Source organism: Bacillus sp. S2(2019) (assembly GCF_005144805.1).
Taxonomy (GTDB): domain Bacteria; phylum Bacillota; class Bacilli; order Bacillales; family Bacillaceae; genus Bacillus; species Bacillus altitudinis.
This window is the reverse complement of the sequence record NZ_SWFL01000005.1, coordinates 93,305-106,821: the sequence shown is the minus strand read 5'-3', so window position 1 is coordinate 106,821 and position 13,517 is coordinate 93,305. Positions and strand designations below refer to the sequence as shown.

At 41.1% G+C, this 13,517-nt stretch carries 16 protein-coding genes and 2 riboswitches; of the genes, 13 read left to right on the top strand and 3 right to left on the bottom strand.

The window, feature by feature from the left end; genetic code table 11:
- Position 1: 1 nt before the first annotated feature.
- Positions 2-568: a GNAT family N-acetyltransferase gene (locus FBF75_RS17325; protein WP_048002798.1), complete on the bottom strand. Its 567-nt coding sequence runs from the start codon at positions 566-568 to the stop codon at positions 2-4.
- A gap of 131 nt (positions 569-699) precedes the next feature.
- Here FBF75_RS17325 and FBF75_RS17320 point away from each other — a divergent pair, with 131 nt between their 5' ends.
- Positions 700-1,269: a hypothetical protein gene (locus tag FBF75_RS17320; protein ID WP_048002799.1), complete on the top strand. Its 570-nt coding sequence runs from the start codon at positions 700-702 to the stop codon at positions 1,267-1,269.
- 45 nt (positions 1,270-1,314) lie between these two features.
- On the opposite strand, the gene FBF75_RS19860 is transcribed toward FBF75_RS17320, so the two are convergent.
- Complete coding sequence (locus FBF75_RS19860; protein WP_034282854.1) at positions 1,315-1,488, bottom strand: hypothetical protein; 174 nt, start codon at positions 1,486-1,488, stop codon at positions 1,315-1,317.
- A 179-nt stretch (positions 1,489-1,667) separates the two neighbouring features.
- Between FBF75_RS19860 and FBF75_RS17310 the strand changes: the two genes are divergently transcribed.
- Both FBF75_RS17310 and FBF75_RS17305 read left to right on the top strand, forming a co-directional pair.
- Positions 1,668-2,213: a sigma-70 family RNA polymerase sigma factor gene (locus FBF75_RS17310; protein WP_035391460.1), complete on the top strand. Its 546-nt coding sequence runs from the start codon at positions 1,668-1,670 to the stop codon at positions 2,211-2,213.
- Positions 2,182-3,627, top strand: a complete 1,446-nt coding sequence (locus tag FBF75_RS17305; protein WP_136944989.1) for a DUF4179 domain-containing protein — start codon at positions 2,182-2,184, stop codon at positions 3,625-3,627. Before FBF75_RS17310 ends, FBF75_RS17305 begins: the two co-directional genes overlap by 32 nt.
- Positions 3,628-3,645: 18 nt before the next feature.
- On the opposite strand, the gene FBF75_RS17300 is transcribed toward FBF75_RS17305, so the two are convergent.
- Positions 3,646-4,833 carry an MFS transporter gene (locus FBF75_RS17300; protein WP_136944988.1) on the bottom strand — a complete coding sequence of 396 codons (1,188 nt, stop codon included), beginning with the start codon at positions 4,831-4,833 and terminating at the stop codon, positions 3,646-3,648.
- A 100-nt stretch (positions 4,834-4,933) separates the two neighbouring features.
- On the opposite strand from FBF75_RS17300, the gene FBF75_RS17295 reads away from it, so the two are divergent.
- The 10 genes from FBF75_RS17295 to purB all read left to right on the top strand — a co-directional run bounded on the left by FBF75_RS17295 (position 4,934) and on the right by purB (position 13,472).
- Positions 4,934-5,830: a LysR family transcriptional regulator gene (locus tag FBF75_RS17295; protein WP_136944987.1), complete on the top strand. Its 897-nt coding sequence runs from the start codon at positions 4,934-4,936 to the stop codon at positions 5,828-5,830.
- 115 nt (positions 5,831-5,945) lie between these two features.
- Positions 5,946-6,047, top strand: a riboswitch (purine riboswitch).
- A 144-nt stretch (positions 6,048-6,191) separates the two neighbouring features.
- Positions 6,192-7,517 (top strand): NCS2 family permease, encoded by a 1,326-nt coding sequence (locus FBF75_RS17290; protein WP_136944986.1) that lies wholly within the window; start codon positions 6,192-6,194, stop codon positions 7,515-7,517.
- Positions 7,518-7,725: 208 nt separating this feature from the next.
- Positions 7,726-7,887: a hypothetical protein gene (locus tag FBF75_RS19710; protein WP_166644707.1), complete on the top strand. Its 162-nt coding sequence runs from the start codon at positions 7,726-7,728 to the stop codon at positions 7,885-7,887.
- Positions 7,888-7,898: 11 nt separating this feature from the next.
- Positions 7,899-8,081, top strand: a complete 183-nt coding sequence (locus FBF75_RS17285; protein ID WP_136944985.1) for a YezD family protein — start codon at positions 7,899-7,901, stop codon at positions 8,079-8,081.
- A 204-nt stretch (positions 8,082-8,285) separates the two neighbouring features.
- The gene (locus FBF75_RS17280) at positions 8,286-9,077 is read left to right on the top strand and encodes a hypothetical protein (RefSeq protein WP_136944984.1); all 792 of its coding nucleotides are present in this window, start codon (positions 8,286-8,288) and stop codon (positions 9,075-9,077) included.
- 377 nt (positions 9,078-9,454) lie between these two features.
- Positions 9,455-10,009, top strand: coding sequence for a DUF2179 domain-containing protein (locus FBF75_RS17270; protein WP_008344300.1), 555 nt, complete (start codon positions 9,455-9,457; stop codon positions 10,007-10,009).
- Positions 10,006-10,206, top strand: a complete 201-nt coding sequence (locus FBF75_RS17265) for an NETI motif-containing protein (protein ID WP_017366746.1) — start codon at positions 10,006-10,008, stop codon at positions 10,204-10,206. Before FBF75_RS17270 ends, FBF75_RS17265 begins: the two co-directional genes overlap by 4 nt.
- A 79-nt stretch (positions 10,207-10,285) precedes the next feature.
- A riboswitch (purine riboswitch) is annotated at positions 10,286-10,387 on the top strand.
- 169 nt (positions 10,388-10,556) lie between these two features.
- Positions 10,557-11,045, top strand: coding sequence for a 5-(carboxyamino)imidazole ribonucleotide mutase (purE, locus tag FBF75_RS17260; protein ID WP_017359824.1), 489 nt, complete (start codon positions 10,557-10,559; stop codon positions 11,043-11,045).
- Positions 11,038-12,180 carry a 5-(carboxyamino)imidazole ribonucleotide synthase gene (purK, locus tag FBF75_RS17255; protein ID WP_035391450.1) on the top strand — a complete coding sequence of 381 codons (1,143 nt, stop codon included), beginning with the start codon at positions 11,038-11,040 and terminating at the stop codon, positions 12,178-12,180. Before purE ends, purK begins: the two co-directional genes overlap by 8 nt.
- The gene (gene purB / locus FBF75_RS17250; RefSeq protein WP_046526928.1) at positions 12,177-13,472 is read left to right on the top strand and encodes an adenylosuccinate lyase; all 1,296 of its coding nucleotides are present in this window, start codon (positions 12,177-12,179) and stop codon (positions 13,470-13,472) included. The genes purK and purB overlap by 4 nt, the downstream gene beginning before the upstream one ends.
- The last annotated feature ends 45 nt before the right edge of the window (positions 13,473-13,517 follow it).

The window sequence follows — 13,517 nt, the reverse complement described above, 5'->3', positions numbered from 1 at the left end:
TTTATTCGTAATCCCTCTTCAAAATCGAATACATAAACACATCATCAAACCCATTCTGACCAAGATCATACTCCCTCAATAAACCCTCTCGTACAAAATTAACCTTCTCCAATAATTGAACAGAGGACGTATTTGCTGGATCAATAATCGCTTCAATCCGGTTCAGGTTCAATTCCTGAAATCCATATCGCAATACCGCAGCAATCGCCTCGCTCATGATGCCTTTTCGCCAATGATCGTGATGCAATTCATAGCCAATTTCCGTGCGGCAGTGCTGTTTTTCCAAGTTAAGAAATCCACAGCTGCCGATGATCGCAGGATCATTTTTTAAAGAAATGCCCCAGCGGATGCCTGTTTGTTCTTTGAAGATGTTGTCATACCACTGGATTTCTCCTTTTGTGTCTTCAATTGTTTCATGAGCATCAATGCCCATGTAGCGGCACACGGTTTCATTGGATAAATAGATGTGCATATCCTCAGCGTCTTCGATCGTCGCTTGTTTTAAGATTAGTCTTTCGGTATGTATTGTTGGAAATGATTGCGGGAATACCAGTTCACGTCTAGTCATATTTTTCTCCTTGTGCAATTTTATTTAAATTATACCTGTACTGGTCGATTTTGTGTAATGCTTTGGTGTAATATGAGAATATGATTGTGGGAATAATTCACAAACGAATTCGATAAAAGAGGATAATTGAAATGGGCATTTTTCTAATTATGATCGTCATCGTGATGATCGCCGTATCTTTAGTGATCTATTTATTTATAAAGGGAATCATTCAATCTAAAGTGCTAGTGATTGTAGGTTCTGTTTTAGGAGGAACCGCACTAATTGTTTGGGTGGCTATGTTTTTTAATTTTCACTCTGTATCTTTAATAAATGAATCGTTAGGTCATTTTAAGATCGGTGAAAAATTTGAGGGAGATCATACTTTTGCGGAGAATACTCAATTCTCTCATCCTAAACAGAGTGTCTATATGGAAAAAGAAAATCAAGATTTTGTAGTATCAGTTGATCAACATCATCGAGTTACATCTATTTACAATCAGTCAAAACAGAAAAATCTTCAAACATCTAAGGGAGTTAAAATAGGAGAAGATTATTCATCTGTGATACAAACATATGGAGAGCAATTCAAGAAGCTCTGGTTTGTCGAAGGGTATAGCAAAGGTATACAATATCAAGATCAATCAAACGGTATCATTCTAGAGTTCTTTTTCAATGACAATAAACTAGCACTCATTGAACTTCGTAGTAAGCGGAAATAAAAAAGTAGAAAGTAAAAACAAGCATTTTAGTTGAAATGCTTGTTTTTATGTTGCTTTTCCATAACATGCCTTACAATAAAAAACCCCTTCATTCCTTAGCCAAGCCTTCACCTCTGTCATCCCTCGTCTTTTTGGATAGATCAGCTTGACGTACACTTCTTCGTTTCCTTCTATCTTTTTCTGACAGCTAGCACACGTGGGTTCTTCAAATAGAAACAATCAATATCCTCCTTTTTGTAGATATTTATTCCATTATATCAAATATTCAACATAATCTTTGCGGCCTGTTCTTCACTTTTTCTATTTTTGTCCGACATATGGTAAGGAAAAGAAATTTTCGTTTGTTGAAACCGTTTGAGAGAAACCTTGCTCTAACAGGTGTAGGAGGTGTGGATGAGATGAAACAAGTGCGTCTAATTAAAAAAGCACAAAAAGGGAATGTCCCGGCATTTGAGACATTAATGCTGATGTATCAAGAGCGTTTATATAAAACGGCTTTTCTCTACACAAGAAATAAAGAGGATTCGTTAGATGCTGTTCAGGAGACGGTCATGAAAGCATTTAAGCATTTATCTGGATTAAAAGAACCGGCTTATTTTTCTACCTGGCTGACTAGAATCTTGATTCATACGATTTTTGCGATGAAGAAAAAGCAGCAAGATGTTGTTCCGTTTGAACAGCATCACGAGAGCGTTGAGCGTCATGATTTTTTGGAAGACAAGCTCGATTTAAAAAATGCACTTGATGTGTTAGATGAGCAATATCAGCTCGTGATTCAGCTATTTTATTTTCAAGATTATTCGATTTCAATGATTTCTGAACAGATGGGTGTGCCTGAAGGAACGGTTAAAACTCATTTGTATCGAGCAAGAAAGCTATTAAAGCAAACATTGGAGAAGGAGGAGAGTGTCGATGGAACGAAAAGAAATGAAAAAGCTCTATGATGAGATTGATGTACCAACGGTTGAAGTGACCTCTGCGATTCGTCAAGCAATAGGAGATGTAAAAGCGGAACAGAAAAGACATTGGTTCAAATGGAACTGGAGAACGCCAATATACTCTGCCATTGTTCTCATCGTCCTTTACTTTTCATCAGGTTTCCTTTTTCCTTCTCTTAATACAGCAATGGCACGTGTACCGATTATTGGGCAGTTTTATATGATGTTTCACGATAAAGTAGGAATGTCTCTTTTTCAGAGTGATTTGGTAAAGCATGTCAATGAGGGGGCTGAATCAAGAGGAGTGACTGTGAAAGTAAACAGTGTGTACTATGATGCCGGGCGGCTTGTTTATACGTTTACTGTGGAGAATTTCCACACAAAAGAAGATTTTATACCGATCAACATTGATTCAGATCAGATCAATGAAAATTTTCAACCCAATATAGATAGTCCCGAGTTGAAAAAATTAAAAGATGGTCGATATGCTGGACGAATGGAATTCTTTACAAATGGACAGACGATTAAACAAGGTCAAAAAGCAAAACTCGTGATTTCGAAAATTGGAGATATTGTAGGGAATTGGCGCTTTGAGTTGCCTGTGGTTAAGCAAAAAACCACCTTATTAGCAGGACAAAAAGAAGTATCTATTTTAAATGGACGTTATCAAGTGAAAGATATAAAGGTGGAAAATGGAGTGAATTCCTCTGTGATTCAATATGCGATTGATTACAATGGTGTCGCAAAAGATGATGATATCTCTATAGATATAATGAGAGATAATTTGGGAAGTAAGTACAGGCTTATGAATGGAGCAACATTAAAGGAAAAACAACTTTCAACTGAAAAAACTAGACAAAATGCTTTGACCATTTTGGATAAGCCAATTGCTTCAAACACTACTGAACTGACATTTTATATTAATGGGATATATGAACATGAAGAAAGCAAAATCATTTCACTCCAGAATCAGCTGCCTGTGCAGTTCAAAACAAAGCACCATGAAATTGGGATCAAGATCAATAAAATAAAGCAAAAAGGGCGTTCTGTAACAGTTGATTATCAATTTACTGGAGTAGATAAGGAAAAATTAGATGAGGCTGATATGAAGAACGTCGGTGGATCAATTGGATTAGGCGATGTTAAAAAAATGAAATCATGGTCCAATCCTGAAGTAAATTACGAAAACGGATATTACTTGAAGGGTAACAATGCGAAGGTGACCAATTTGAAGACAGCTTCTATGCAATCCACCTTTGATTTTGATGTGAAGGAGTTAGAAAAATTATCATTAAACCATTTTTCATTTAAGGATTATGGGCTTTATCTTAATTTGTCAGATCTGAATCTGTTGGCACCGAAAAAAGAAATATCCGTAACCATTCCAGTCAAAAAAGAAACTTCAAAAGCTAGTCAATAAATAAAAGAGCGAACATGATTACACATGTTCGCTTTTTGTCTGTTGTTCCGCCAGTCGATGACGGTTGAACGAATACCTGATCAACATCAACGCAGCAAAACTAGCTAACCCGCCAATCCAACTTAAATTCGTTACATTTGTATACTGTATAATCACACCGCCAATAGACGATCCAAGCATCATGCCGATGTTCATTATCGCTGTATTAAAGCTCAGCACGGTTTCAGATGCATGGGGTTTAAGGGAGATCAGATAAAACTGCTTCGCTGGTGTTGTTGTCCATGTAGCGATGCCCCAAATGGCAAGCGTGATCAAGACGCTAATTGTAGAGAATTGCGTAAAGAATAAGGCAAAGAGAGCGAACATCTGAATCGTGATGCTGATTGAGATCGTTCGGTTTGGTCCCCATTGATCGACGGCGAAGCCGCCAAAGCGTGAGCCAATAAAAGCAGAAATTCCTAAGACGAGCAAGGCAATGCTTGTCATTTCAAGTGAAAAGCCGGCGGTCTGTCGCAATAAAGGAGAGATATAAGCAAAAACCATCGTGTAGCCTAAGATCCAAAAGACGGTTGTTGCTAGGCCGCTAATCACCCTGCGGTCTTGAAGGATGTGTAATTGCTGCTTCAATGGCAGATGAGAATGTCCCTCTATGCGTGGCAGCAATTGATAAAGAAGCAAGAAGAGACAAGCAGTACCTAGTGCAATGATGAGAAAAATATAGTGCCAATCCACGTGACCTGATAGAAATGTTCCAATCGGCACACCAAGTACGAGTGAAACAGTGAATCCAGTGATGACAGTTGCCATTGCGCTTCCCTTTTTTTCTGGCGGGGCGATCTGCGCTGCATAATTCGTGGCGACGACAATATATAAGCCGCCGCTCATGGCCATGATGACCCGAGAGAGCAGGAGCAGCACAAAATGATGACTGAAAAAGGCGAGCAAATTTCCTAAAATAAACACAAAAATAGCCGATAACAAAACCTTTTTTCGGTTCAGTTTCGATGTTGCCATGACTAAAAAGAGAGCGCCTACTGCATAAAAAAGAGAATAGACGGTGATGAGCTGACCGGCAGCAGGAATGGAGATGTGTAAATCAACAGCAATGATATCTAGAATGCCTGACACGACGAATTCTGACGTGCCTGTGACAAATGAACCGACAGCTAAAAGAATGATCAATAGCTGATGAGATGTGTTTTTCATTTTGAACCCTACCTTCATGTTGATACGTTGTCTTTAGTTTAAATTCCGTGCTAACATAAGTAAAATTGATGTTTTTCATGAAGGAGATGAGTAAATACTCATGAGCTTTGTTCGCTTTGATATTATCGCAAAAGTTGTGGAGCTTGGCAGTTTTACAGCAGCAGCTGAAGCATTAAATATGACGCAGTCCGCTGTGAGTCATGCAGTGGCGAATTTAGAGTCAGAGTGGGGCGTGTCTTTATTCATTCGTGACCGAAAAAAGGGCGTTATGCTGACGGATATTGGTCAAACGCTTCTCCCGCATATTAGAGAAGTGTTAAATAGAGTGGAGAAAATCCAGCAAGAAATTGCGTTAACGAAAAATATTGAAACAGGTTTGATTCGTATCGGCACATTTGCCAGTGCTTCTGCTTGTTTATTGCCTAAACTGCTTGTGAGCTATCAGAAAAAACATCCAAAAATCGAATTTAAATTCTATGAGGGAACGTATGAAGAAATATTGGAGTGGCTGGATTCAGGCATCATTGATGTTGGATTTGTTGTGAAAGGCCATGCGGATGAAGCCTTTGATTTACTGCCGCTTATGAAAGATGAGATGGTGGTCGCCTATCACCCAAATCATCGATATGAACAGCAGCCCATTGTAGATATAACAGATTTGGCGGATGAACCATTTATTATGCCGACTGGCATGTATCAATCACATGTAGAGGATATTTTTTCGGAGGCGCAAATGAAGCCAGCTGTTTTATTTGAAGTTCATGATTGTACGACCATTGCCCGTATGGTCGGGGAAGGACTTGGCGTCACAATAGGCCCTGAGTTATTTTTAAAAACGCAGCAGCTTGTGCATATTCGTCAGCTGAATGTCTCTCATCATCGTGAGGTTGCGCTCGCCTGTCCGTCTCTCTCTCAAGCTTCTCCGGCAGTGAAAGAGTTTTTCCATGTAGCCGAAGCGGTTTTTGCAAAAGAGAAGGATTTGGGAAAGGGTGTATAAAGAACTAGATGTGAATTTCCAAATTCGTGTAATAAGACGAATGAAGCGGACATTTCTTTGAAAAATGTTCGCTTTTCGTATTGTGTTTTAAAAATGAAGTTGGTACAATAGACACAGAAATCAAATAGATAGAAGTCGTATAATCGCGGGGATATGGCCCGCAAGTTTCTACCAAGCTACCGTAAATGGCTTGACTACGTCAATTCACACTCGTTTGATATAAATCATGCATTGTTCTTGTTTTATGTCACAGTCTGAATTCACATATGTAGTCAAGCGTCCCAAAATTGTTGGGGCGTTTTTTATTTGACTAGTGAATGGGGCAGGCTAAAGCAAAAGGACATGAAGGGAGTCAGTTGGCTTGAAACAGTTTTTTCAGTTTGATGAGTTAGGTACGAATTACCGCAGAGAGATCATCGGTGGTTTAACCACATTTTTGTCGATGGCTTACATTCTGTTTGTTAATCCGATCACACTTGCATTAGTGTCTGTGCCGGATTTTCCAGATAAATTACGAATTGATCAGGGGGCAGTCTTTACAGCAACGGCGTTAGCTTCTGCTGCAGGGTGTATCCTGATGGGATTGATCGCCAGGTATCCGATAGCAATAGCCCCAGGAATGGGCCTGAATGCGTTCTTCGCCTTTTCGGTTGTGCTTGGCATGGGCATCAAATGGGAAGCAGCACTTTCAGGTGTGTTTGTTTCAGGATTGATTTTCGTTGCTCTTTCTTTAACAGGTTTCCGTGAAAAAATCATCAATGCCATTCCGGCTGAGCTGAAGCTGGCGGTTGGTGCAGGTATTGGTTTGTTCATTACGTTTGTCGGTCTGCAAGGCTCTGGCATTATCGCCAATAATGATAATACGCTCGTTTCGATTGGGAACATTCATAGCGGTCCAGTCCTGTTAACAGTGTTTGGTATTGTTGTGACGGTCATTTTAATGGTTCTTCGAGTGAATTCAGGTGTCTTCATTGGGATGCTTGTGACTGCTATTGCCGGGATGATTTTTGGTCTTATACCAGTACCATCTCAAATTGTGGGAAGTATTCCAAGCTTGTCTCCAACCTTTGGTCAAGCCTTGATTCACTTGCCAGACATCTTCTCCATTCAAATGCTTGTGGTTATTTTAACGTTCCTATTCGTTGGATTCTTTGATACAGCTGGTACACTTGTGGCTGTGGCAACACAGGCTGGTTTAATGAAAAATAATGAGCTGCCTCGTGCAGGAAGAGCGCTTCTGGCGGATTCTTCTTCTATTGTTGTAGGTTCTATTCTTGGTACATCTACAACGACATCTTATGTTGAATCTAGCTCAGGTGTAGCGGCTGGTGCGCGTTCTGGTTTTGCAGCTGTCGTCACAGGGATTTTCTTCTTGCTGGCGATGTTCTTCTCACCGCTTTTATCCATTGTTACACCTAATGTGACAGCACCTGCTTTAATTATTGTTGGTGCACTGATGGTCGCTCCGCTTGCAAAGATTGCATGGGATCGCTTTGAAATTGCGGTACCAGCGTTCTTAACGATGATTATGATGCCACTGACATACAGTATTGCAACAGGGATTGCGGTTGGCTTTATTTTCTACCCGATTACGATGATCTTTAAAGGGAAAGCCAAAGAAGTGCATCCAATCATGTACGGGTTGTTTGTCATCTTTATTCTATATTTTGCTTTCTTAAATCATTAATTGAACATTTGAAACAGCAGCTCATGAAGGCTGCTGTTTTTTCGTTAAAAAAATCAAAACATAGTTGACTTATAGGAATTATGTGTTTATGATAAAAAGACATAATTCGCTGATTGGATCACCAAAGGCGCTTTGATTTCCTTTTTTAATAGAAGGTTTCAGGGTGCCTTTTTTTCTTGCAGACATTCAAAAGGGGAGGAGATGTCTTTTGTCACGCTGGCTTAGACAGGTGATTGAACGAAAAAAGCAGGTGCTGATTCAAAAGCTCCTTTTATGGGGGCATGAAGAAAAACAGGAAGCGCTCATGCATTATACAATTCATGAGCTGGAAAATGAGGTTCTCTATTTAAAAGAGCGAAAACAAAAATAGGGGGATGAGCGATGGATGAACAAAAGCTGAATTATATTTTATCTGCCTTAAAAGGGATCGACTATGGATCAGTGGTCATCACCATTCATAATGGACATATTACACAGGTCGATACGACCAAAAAGACTCGGTTCCCCGCTCATCAGGAGAATATCCGGGTCCAGCAAGGAAATCGGAGTCACTATCGTTCTTGACGGATTTTAACATGATAAAAAGCTGATGGAGGCCGTCAGCTTTTTTGTTTTGTCTTATTTAAAACCTCTGCTGCCTTTTATCCGTCTATTCGTATGAACGTCAAGGAATCTTGACTGAATAGAGAGACTCCGCTACTTTAAGAGGAGTCATCCGAACAGATCATTTACTTGAGCCTGTAAGGATTGGATAGGAGTTGATATGAGATGTTAGAGAAAGATCAAGATCAGGGGACATCTGAAAAGAAAAACGAAGAGTCATCAATAGATCAAGAAACAAGGCAATCCCGCCTCAGCCGCAGCGCTGCAAAACGTGGAAGAACCCCAAAATCAGCGGATGATGAGCGTTCAGCTATCCAGCGGATACTGCAAGGTGCAGGAGGCGCGTTTAAGCGTTATGGTTCATATGGACTGGCGATGTTAAAATCACCGAGCCAGGCCATCAATCAAGCAGAAACATTGCGTATGAAGTACGCTTGGATCTCGATTGTGTTATTCAGTGTGTTTTTTGCTTTAGGCAACTACGTTCAATTAAAGGCGTCAAAGACCCGTTTATTAGGTTTTGGTATTCATTATTCTTTTGGTGACGCCTTTTTAAAGGTAGCGGTCTTTACACTCATTTTGTTGACACTGATGATGCTGACGGTTTGGGTGCTCGGTAAGTACATGCTGAAAGGGAACATATCGCTGAAAGAAGTGATCATGAAGTTCGGTGCCGTGCTTGTGCCAGTTTTGGTTTTATCTATCCTTTGGCTTGTATTTGCCATGCTGAATATTCCATATGTAACGGTGATTTTATCCGTGATGATGTTTTTTGGTCTTCAGCTGATTGCCATTGTGCTCTTCCGCTCCATTCAATCAGAGCAAGATGCTGTACGGGGAGACTTGATGTATGCCGGCTGGGTCTTTTTGTTGATTGAGCTCGTTATCATTGCCCTTTTATGGGGCATTGTCGGAGAGTATTTGATCCCATCACTTGTTCCAGTTCGGTTTGGATAAAAACACGTTTCAGAGTGTAGACAAATCTTTGCAATCGGCTGCAGTTCTGCGTGACGGTGCTCACGAAAGTGAAATTCGCTTCGCACCGGTACTCGTCATTCTTAGAATTCAAAAGTTTCTATCACGCTGAAAAGAAGACAAAGGGTTAAAATAAAGTATATTTTAGCCCTTTATCAACCATCTAAAGCCTCCTTTTGAAAAAGGAGGTTTTTCATGTTGAGAAGAGGAAAAAACGGGTAAACTCTTGGTAACAAAGACCACCCCTTGTTGTCGAAAGATATATGTGTTTTTCTCGCGCAAATTTAATTGTATCAAGGTTTGTTCTCTAGTAGAATATGGGGTGCTTTATTTGATTTTTAGTGCAGGGGGTTCGAATCGTGCTTCAACAACTTTTATCCAATGCGTTCACCATGGTTTTGATTATTTTAGTGATTAACATTGTCTATGTCTCTTTTTCCACTATGCGTTTAATTTTAACAATGAAAGGCAGAAGGTATGCAGCCGCTTTTGCTGGTACTGTCGAGATGCTGATTTATGTCATTGGTTTAAGTATCGTATTAGATAACTTAGATCAAGTACAAAATGTCATTGCGTATGCGCTAGGTTATGGGATTGGAATCATTGTCGGGATGAAAATTGAAGAGAAGCTGGCACTTGGCTACATTACTGTGAACGTGATTACAAAAGAAATCGATCTAGATCTCCCAAAACAATTGAGAGAAAAAGGATATGGCGTCACCAACTGGGTAGTAGGAGGTCTTGAAGGAGACCGGTCAGCGATGCAAATTTTAACACCGAGAAAATATGAACTGCAATTATATGAAACGATTAAAACGCTTGATTCAAAGGCGTTTATCATTTCGTATGAGCCCAAAACGATTCATGGCGGCTTCTGGGTGAAGGCTGTGAAGAAAAGGAGAATTAAAGAATGACCGCAAAACCAAAGAAAAAGAAATTCTACGTGGAAGACAACATGACGATTGATCAAGTGTTATCCCAGATGGCGGACGAAGGCTACTCACCTGTCCGACGAATGGAGGAGCCCATCTTTCAGGAAAAGAAGGAAAATGGGTCGATTCAGATCATTCCGATTGGGAAAAAAATCGTATTTGAGGGAAAAATACTCTAAATCCGAACATTAAAACGACGACTTCATAGATTGTTCGATAAATCCGTTGACATCATGAACATCCGTTGTTAAGATAAACATGAAATCAAAACACGAGCCTCATATAATCTTGGGAATATGGCCCATAAGTTTCTACCCAGTTACCGTAAATGACTGGACTATGCAGGATAGTGAACAAAACTGACATGGCGTTTTAAAAGCGAACAGCGCTTACCATGGCCCGGTTTGTGTTGCTTCCTAACAATGCAATACAAACCGGGCCTTTTTGTTCGGCGTTTGACAAGCTACTTAGGTTTGGGAAGCGTGTCAAACGATACAAAATCGAATAATAGCTTAAAGGTGGGGACAAAATGAAGCCGCTTGTAGGTGTCATCATGGGAAGTACATCTGATTGGGAAACAATGAAACATGCGTGCGATATCTTAGAGGAATTAAACATTCCGTATGAAAAACAGGTTGTATCCGCACATCGGACACCTGATTTGATGTTTGAATATGCGACTGAAGCAAGAGGTAAAGGACTCAAGGTCATTATTGCCGGTGCTGGAGGCGCAGCACATTTACCGGGGATGGTCGCAGCAAAAACGACACTGCCGGTCATTGGTGTGCCCGTACAATCAAAAGCATTAAACGGGCTGGATTCCTTATTATCCATCGTTCAAATGCCAGGCGGTGTACCTGTTGCTACAGTGGCAATCGGCAAAGCCGGTGCAACAAATGCAGGGCTTCTAGCCGCACAAATGATTTCAGCATTCGATGAAGCCGTTGCAGCACGCCTTGAAGAAAGAAGAGAGCAAACAAAACAAACTGTATTAGAAAGCAGTGATCAGCTTGGCTAAGCAGACCATTTTTCCAAACGCAACCATTGGTATCATCGGCGGCGGACAGCTTGGCAGATACATGGCCGTCAGTGCAAAGCAAATGGGCTACCGTGCAGCAGTTCTTGACCCAGTCACACTTTCTCCTTGTGGACAGGTTGCTGATACAGAAATTACAGCCGCATACAGTGACCTTGAAGCAATAAGGCAGCTGGCGGACATCAGTGATGTGGTCACATATGAATTTGAAAACATTGATTATGATGCACTCAATCAACTGAAGGAAGAGGCGTATTTACCGCAAGGAAGCGAACTCCTTCTTTTAACCCAAAACCGTGAAACGGAGAAAAAAGGGATTGTAGATGCAGGCTGTGAAGTCGCCCCTTATCGCATTGTTCATGATGAGAAGGAGCTGGAAGACGCAGTAAATGCGCTTGGTTTGCCAGCTGTGCTGAAAACATGCAGAGGCGGTTACGACGGTAAAGGACAGTACGTGATCAAAGAGAAGGATCAGCTTCATGAAGCGGCTGCACTTCTCACGCATGGAACGTGCATTTTAGAAAGCTGGGTTCCTTTCCAAATGGAACTGTCTGTGATTGTGACGCGGTCTGTTCATGGGGAAATTGCGACATTCCCAGTCGCTGAGAACATTCATAAGCACAATATTTTATTCCAAAGCATCGTGCCTGCACGGGTAGATGGCAGCATTCAGGAGAAAGCAAAAGAGCTGGCAACAACGCTTGCTGAAAAGCTAGGGCTGGTCGGTACGCTTGCTGTTGAACTGTTCCTGACAAATGAAGGGAAGCTGCTCGTCAATGAACTGGCACCGCGCCCACATAACTCTGGACATTACACATTGGATTTATGTGAGACGAGTCAGTTTGAACAGCACATTCGCGCCATATGCGGTTTGCCTCTTGGCGGAACAGCTCTTTTATCAGAGGGAATGATGGTGAATTTGCTGGGCGATGAAGTGGACATCCCAAAAGAACATCCTGAGCTTTTAAAGGAAGCGAAGCTTTATCTATATGGCAAACATGAAGTAAAAGCCGGCCGTAAAATGGGGCATATGACATTTATGAAACAGCTTGATGATGAATGGATGGCAAACATCACAAAGATATGGACTGAAAGAGATGGAGGAAACGGGAAATGATCGAACGTTACGCACGACCAGAAATGTCAGCAATCTGGACAGAGGAAAACAAATTTAATGCATGGCTTGAAGTAGAAATTCTCGCTTGTGAAGCTTGGGCAGAACTTGGTGTCATTCCGAAAGAAGACGTTGTGACTATGCGTAAGAATGCAAGCTTTGATATTGATCGTATTCTAGAGATTGAACAAGACACGCGCCACGACGTGGTTGCCTTTACGCGTGCTGTATCTGAATCTCTAGGAGAAGAAAGAAAGTGGGTTCATTACGGGTTAACATCTACAGACGTAGTGGATACGGCGCTTTCATATCTATTAAAACAGGCGAACGATATTTTGCTCAAGGACATTGAGAGATTTGTTGACATACTAAAAGAAAAAGCAAAAGAGCACAAATATACAGTCATGATGGGCCGTACGCACGGTGTACATGCTGAACCGACAACATTTGGCTTGAAGCTTGCTCTTTGGTACGAGGAAATGAAGCGTAACTTAGAACGTTTTAAACAAGCAAAAGCCGGCATCGAATACGGCAAAATCTCTGGTGCTGTTGGCACATATGCGAACATCGACCCGTTTGTTGAGCAATATGTATGTGAGAAACTTGGCATCAAAGCTGCACCAATTTCAACCCAAACCTTGCAGCGTGATCGTCATGCAGATTACATGGCAACCCTTGCTTTAGTTGCAACAAGCATTGAGAAATTTGCTGTTGAAATTCGTGGTCTTCAAAAGAGTGAAACACGTGAAGTAGAAGAATTCTTTGCAAAAGGACAAAAGGGATCATCAGCGATGCCGCATAAACGAAACCCAATCGGTTCTGAAAATATGACGGGAATTGCCCGTGTCATCCGTGGTTATATGCTGACTGCTTATGAAAATGTACCGCTTTGGCATGAGCGTGATATTTCTCATTCATCTGCTGAACGCATCATTTTACCAGATGCAACGATTGCACTGAACTATATGCTGAACCGTTTCTCTAATATTGTGAAGAACTTGACGGTGTTCCCTGAGAATATGAAACGCAACATGGACCGCACACTTGGCTTGATCTACTCTCAGCGTGTTCTTCTTGCACTTATTGATACAGGTATGGCACGTGAAGAAGCATATGACACGGTTCAGCCAAAAGCGATGGAAGCTTGGGAAAAACAAGTACCATTCCGTACATTAGTAGAAGCAGAAGAGAAAATCACTTCACGCTTAACACCTGAACAAATCGCTGACTGCTTCGATTACAACTATCACTTGAAAAATGTCGATATGATTTTCGAACGTCTAGGTCTTGCGTAAGAAATGGGCCGCCTGCTAGTCAGGCGTCTAATCCTGAAAATTGCC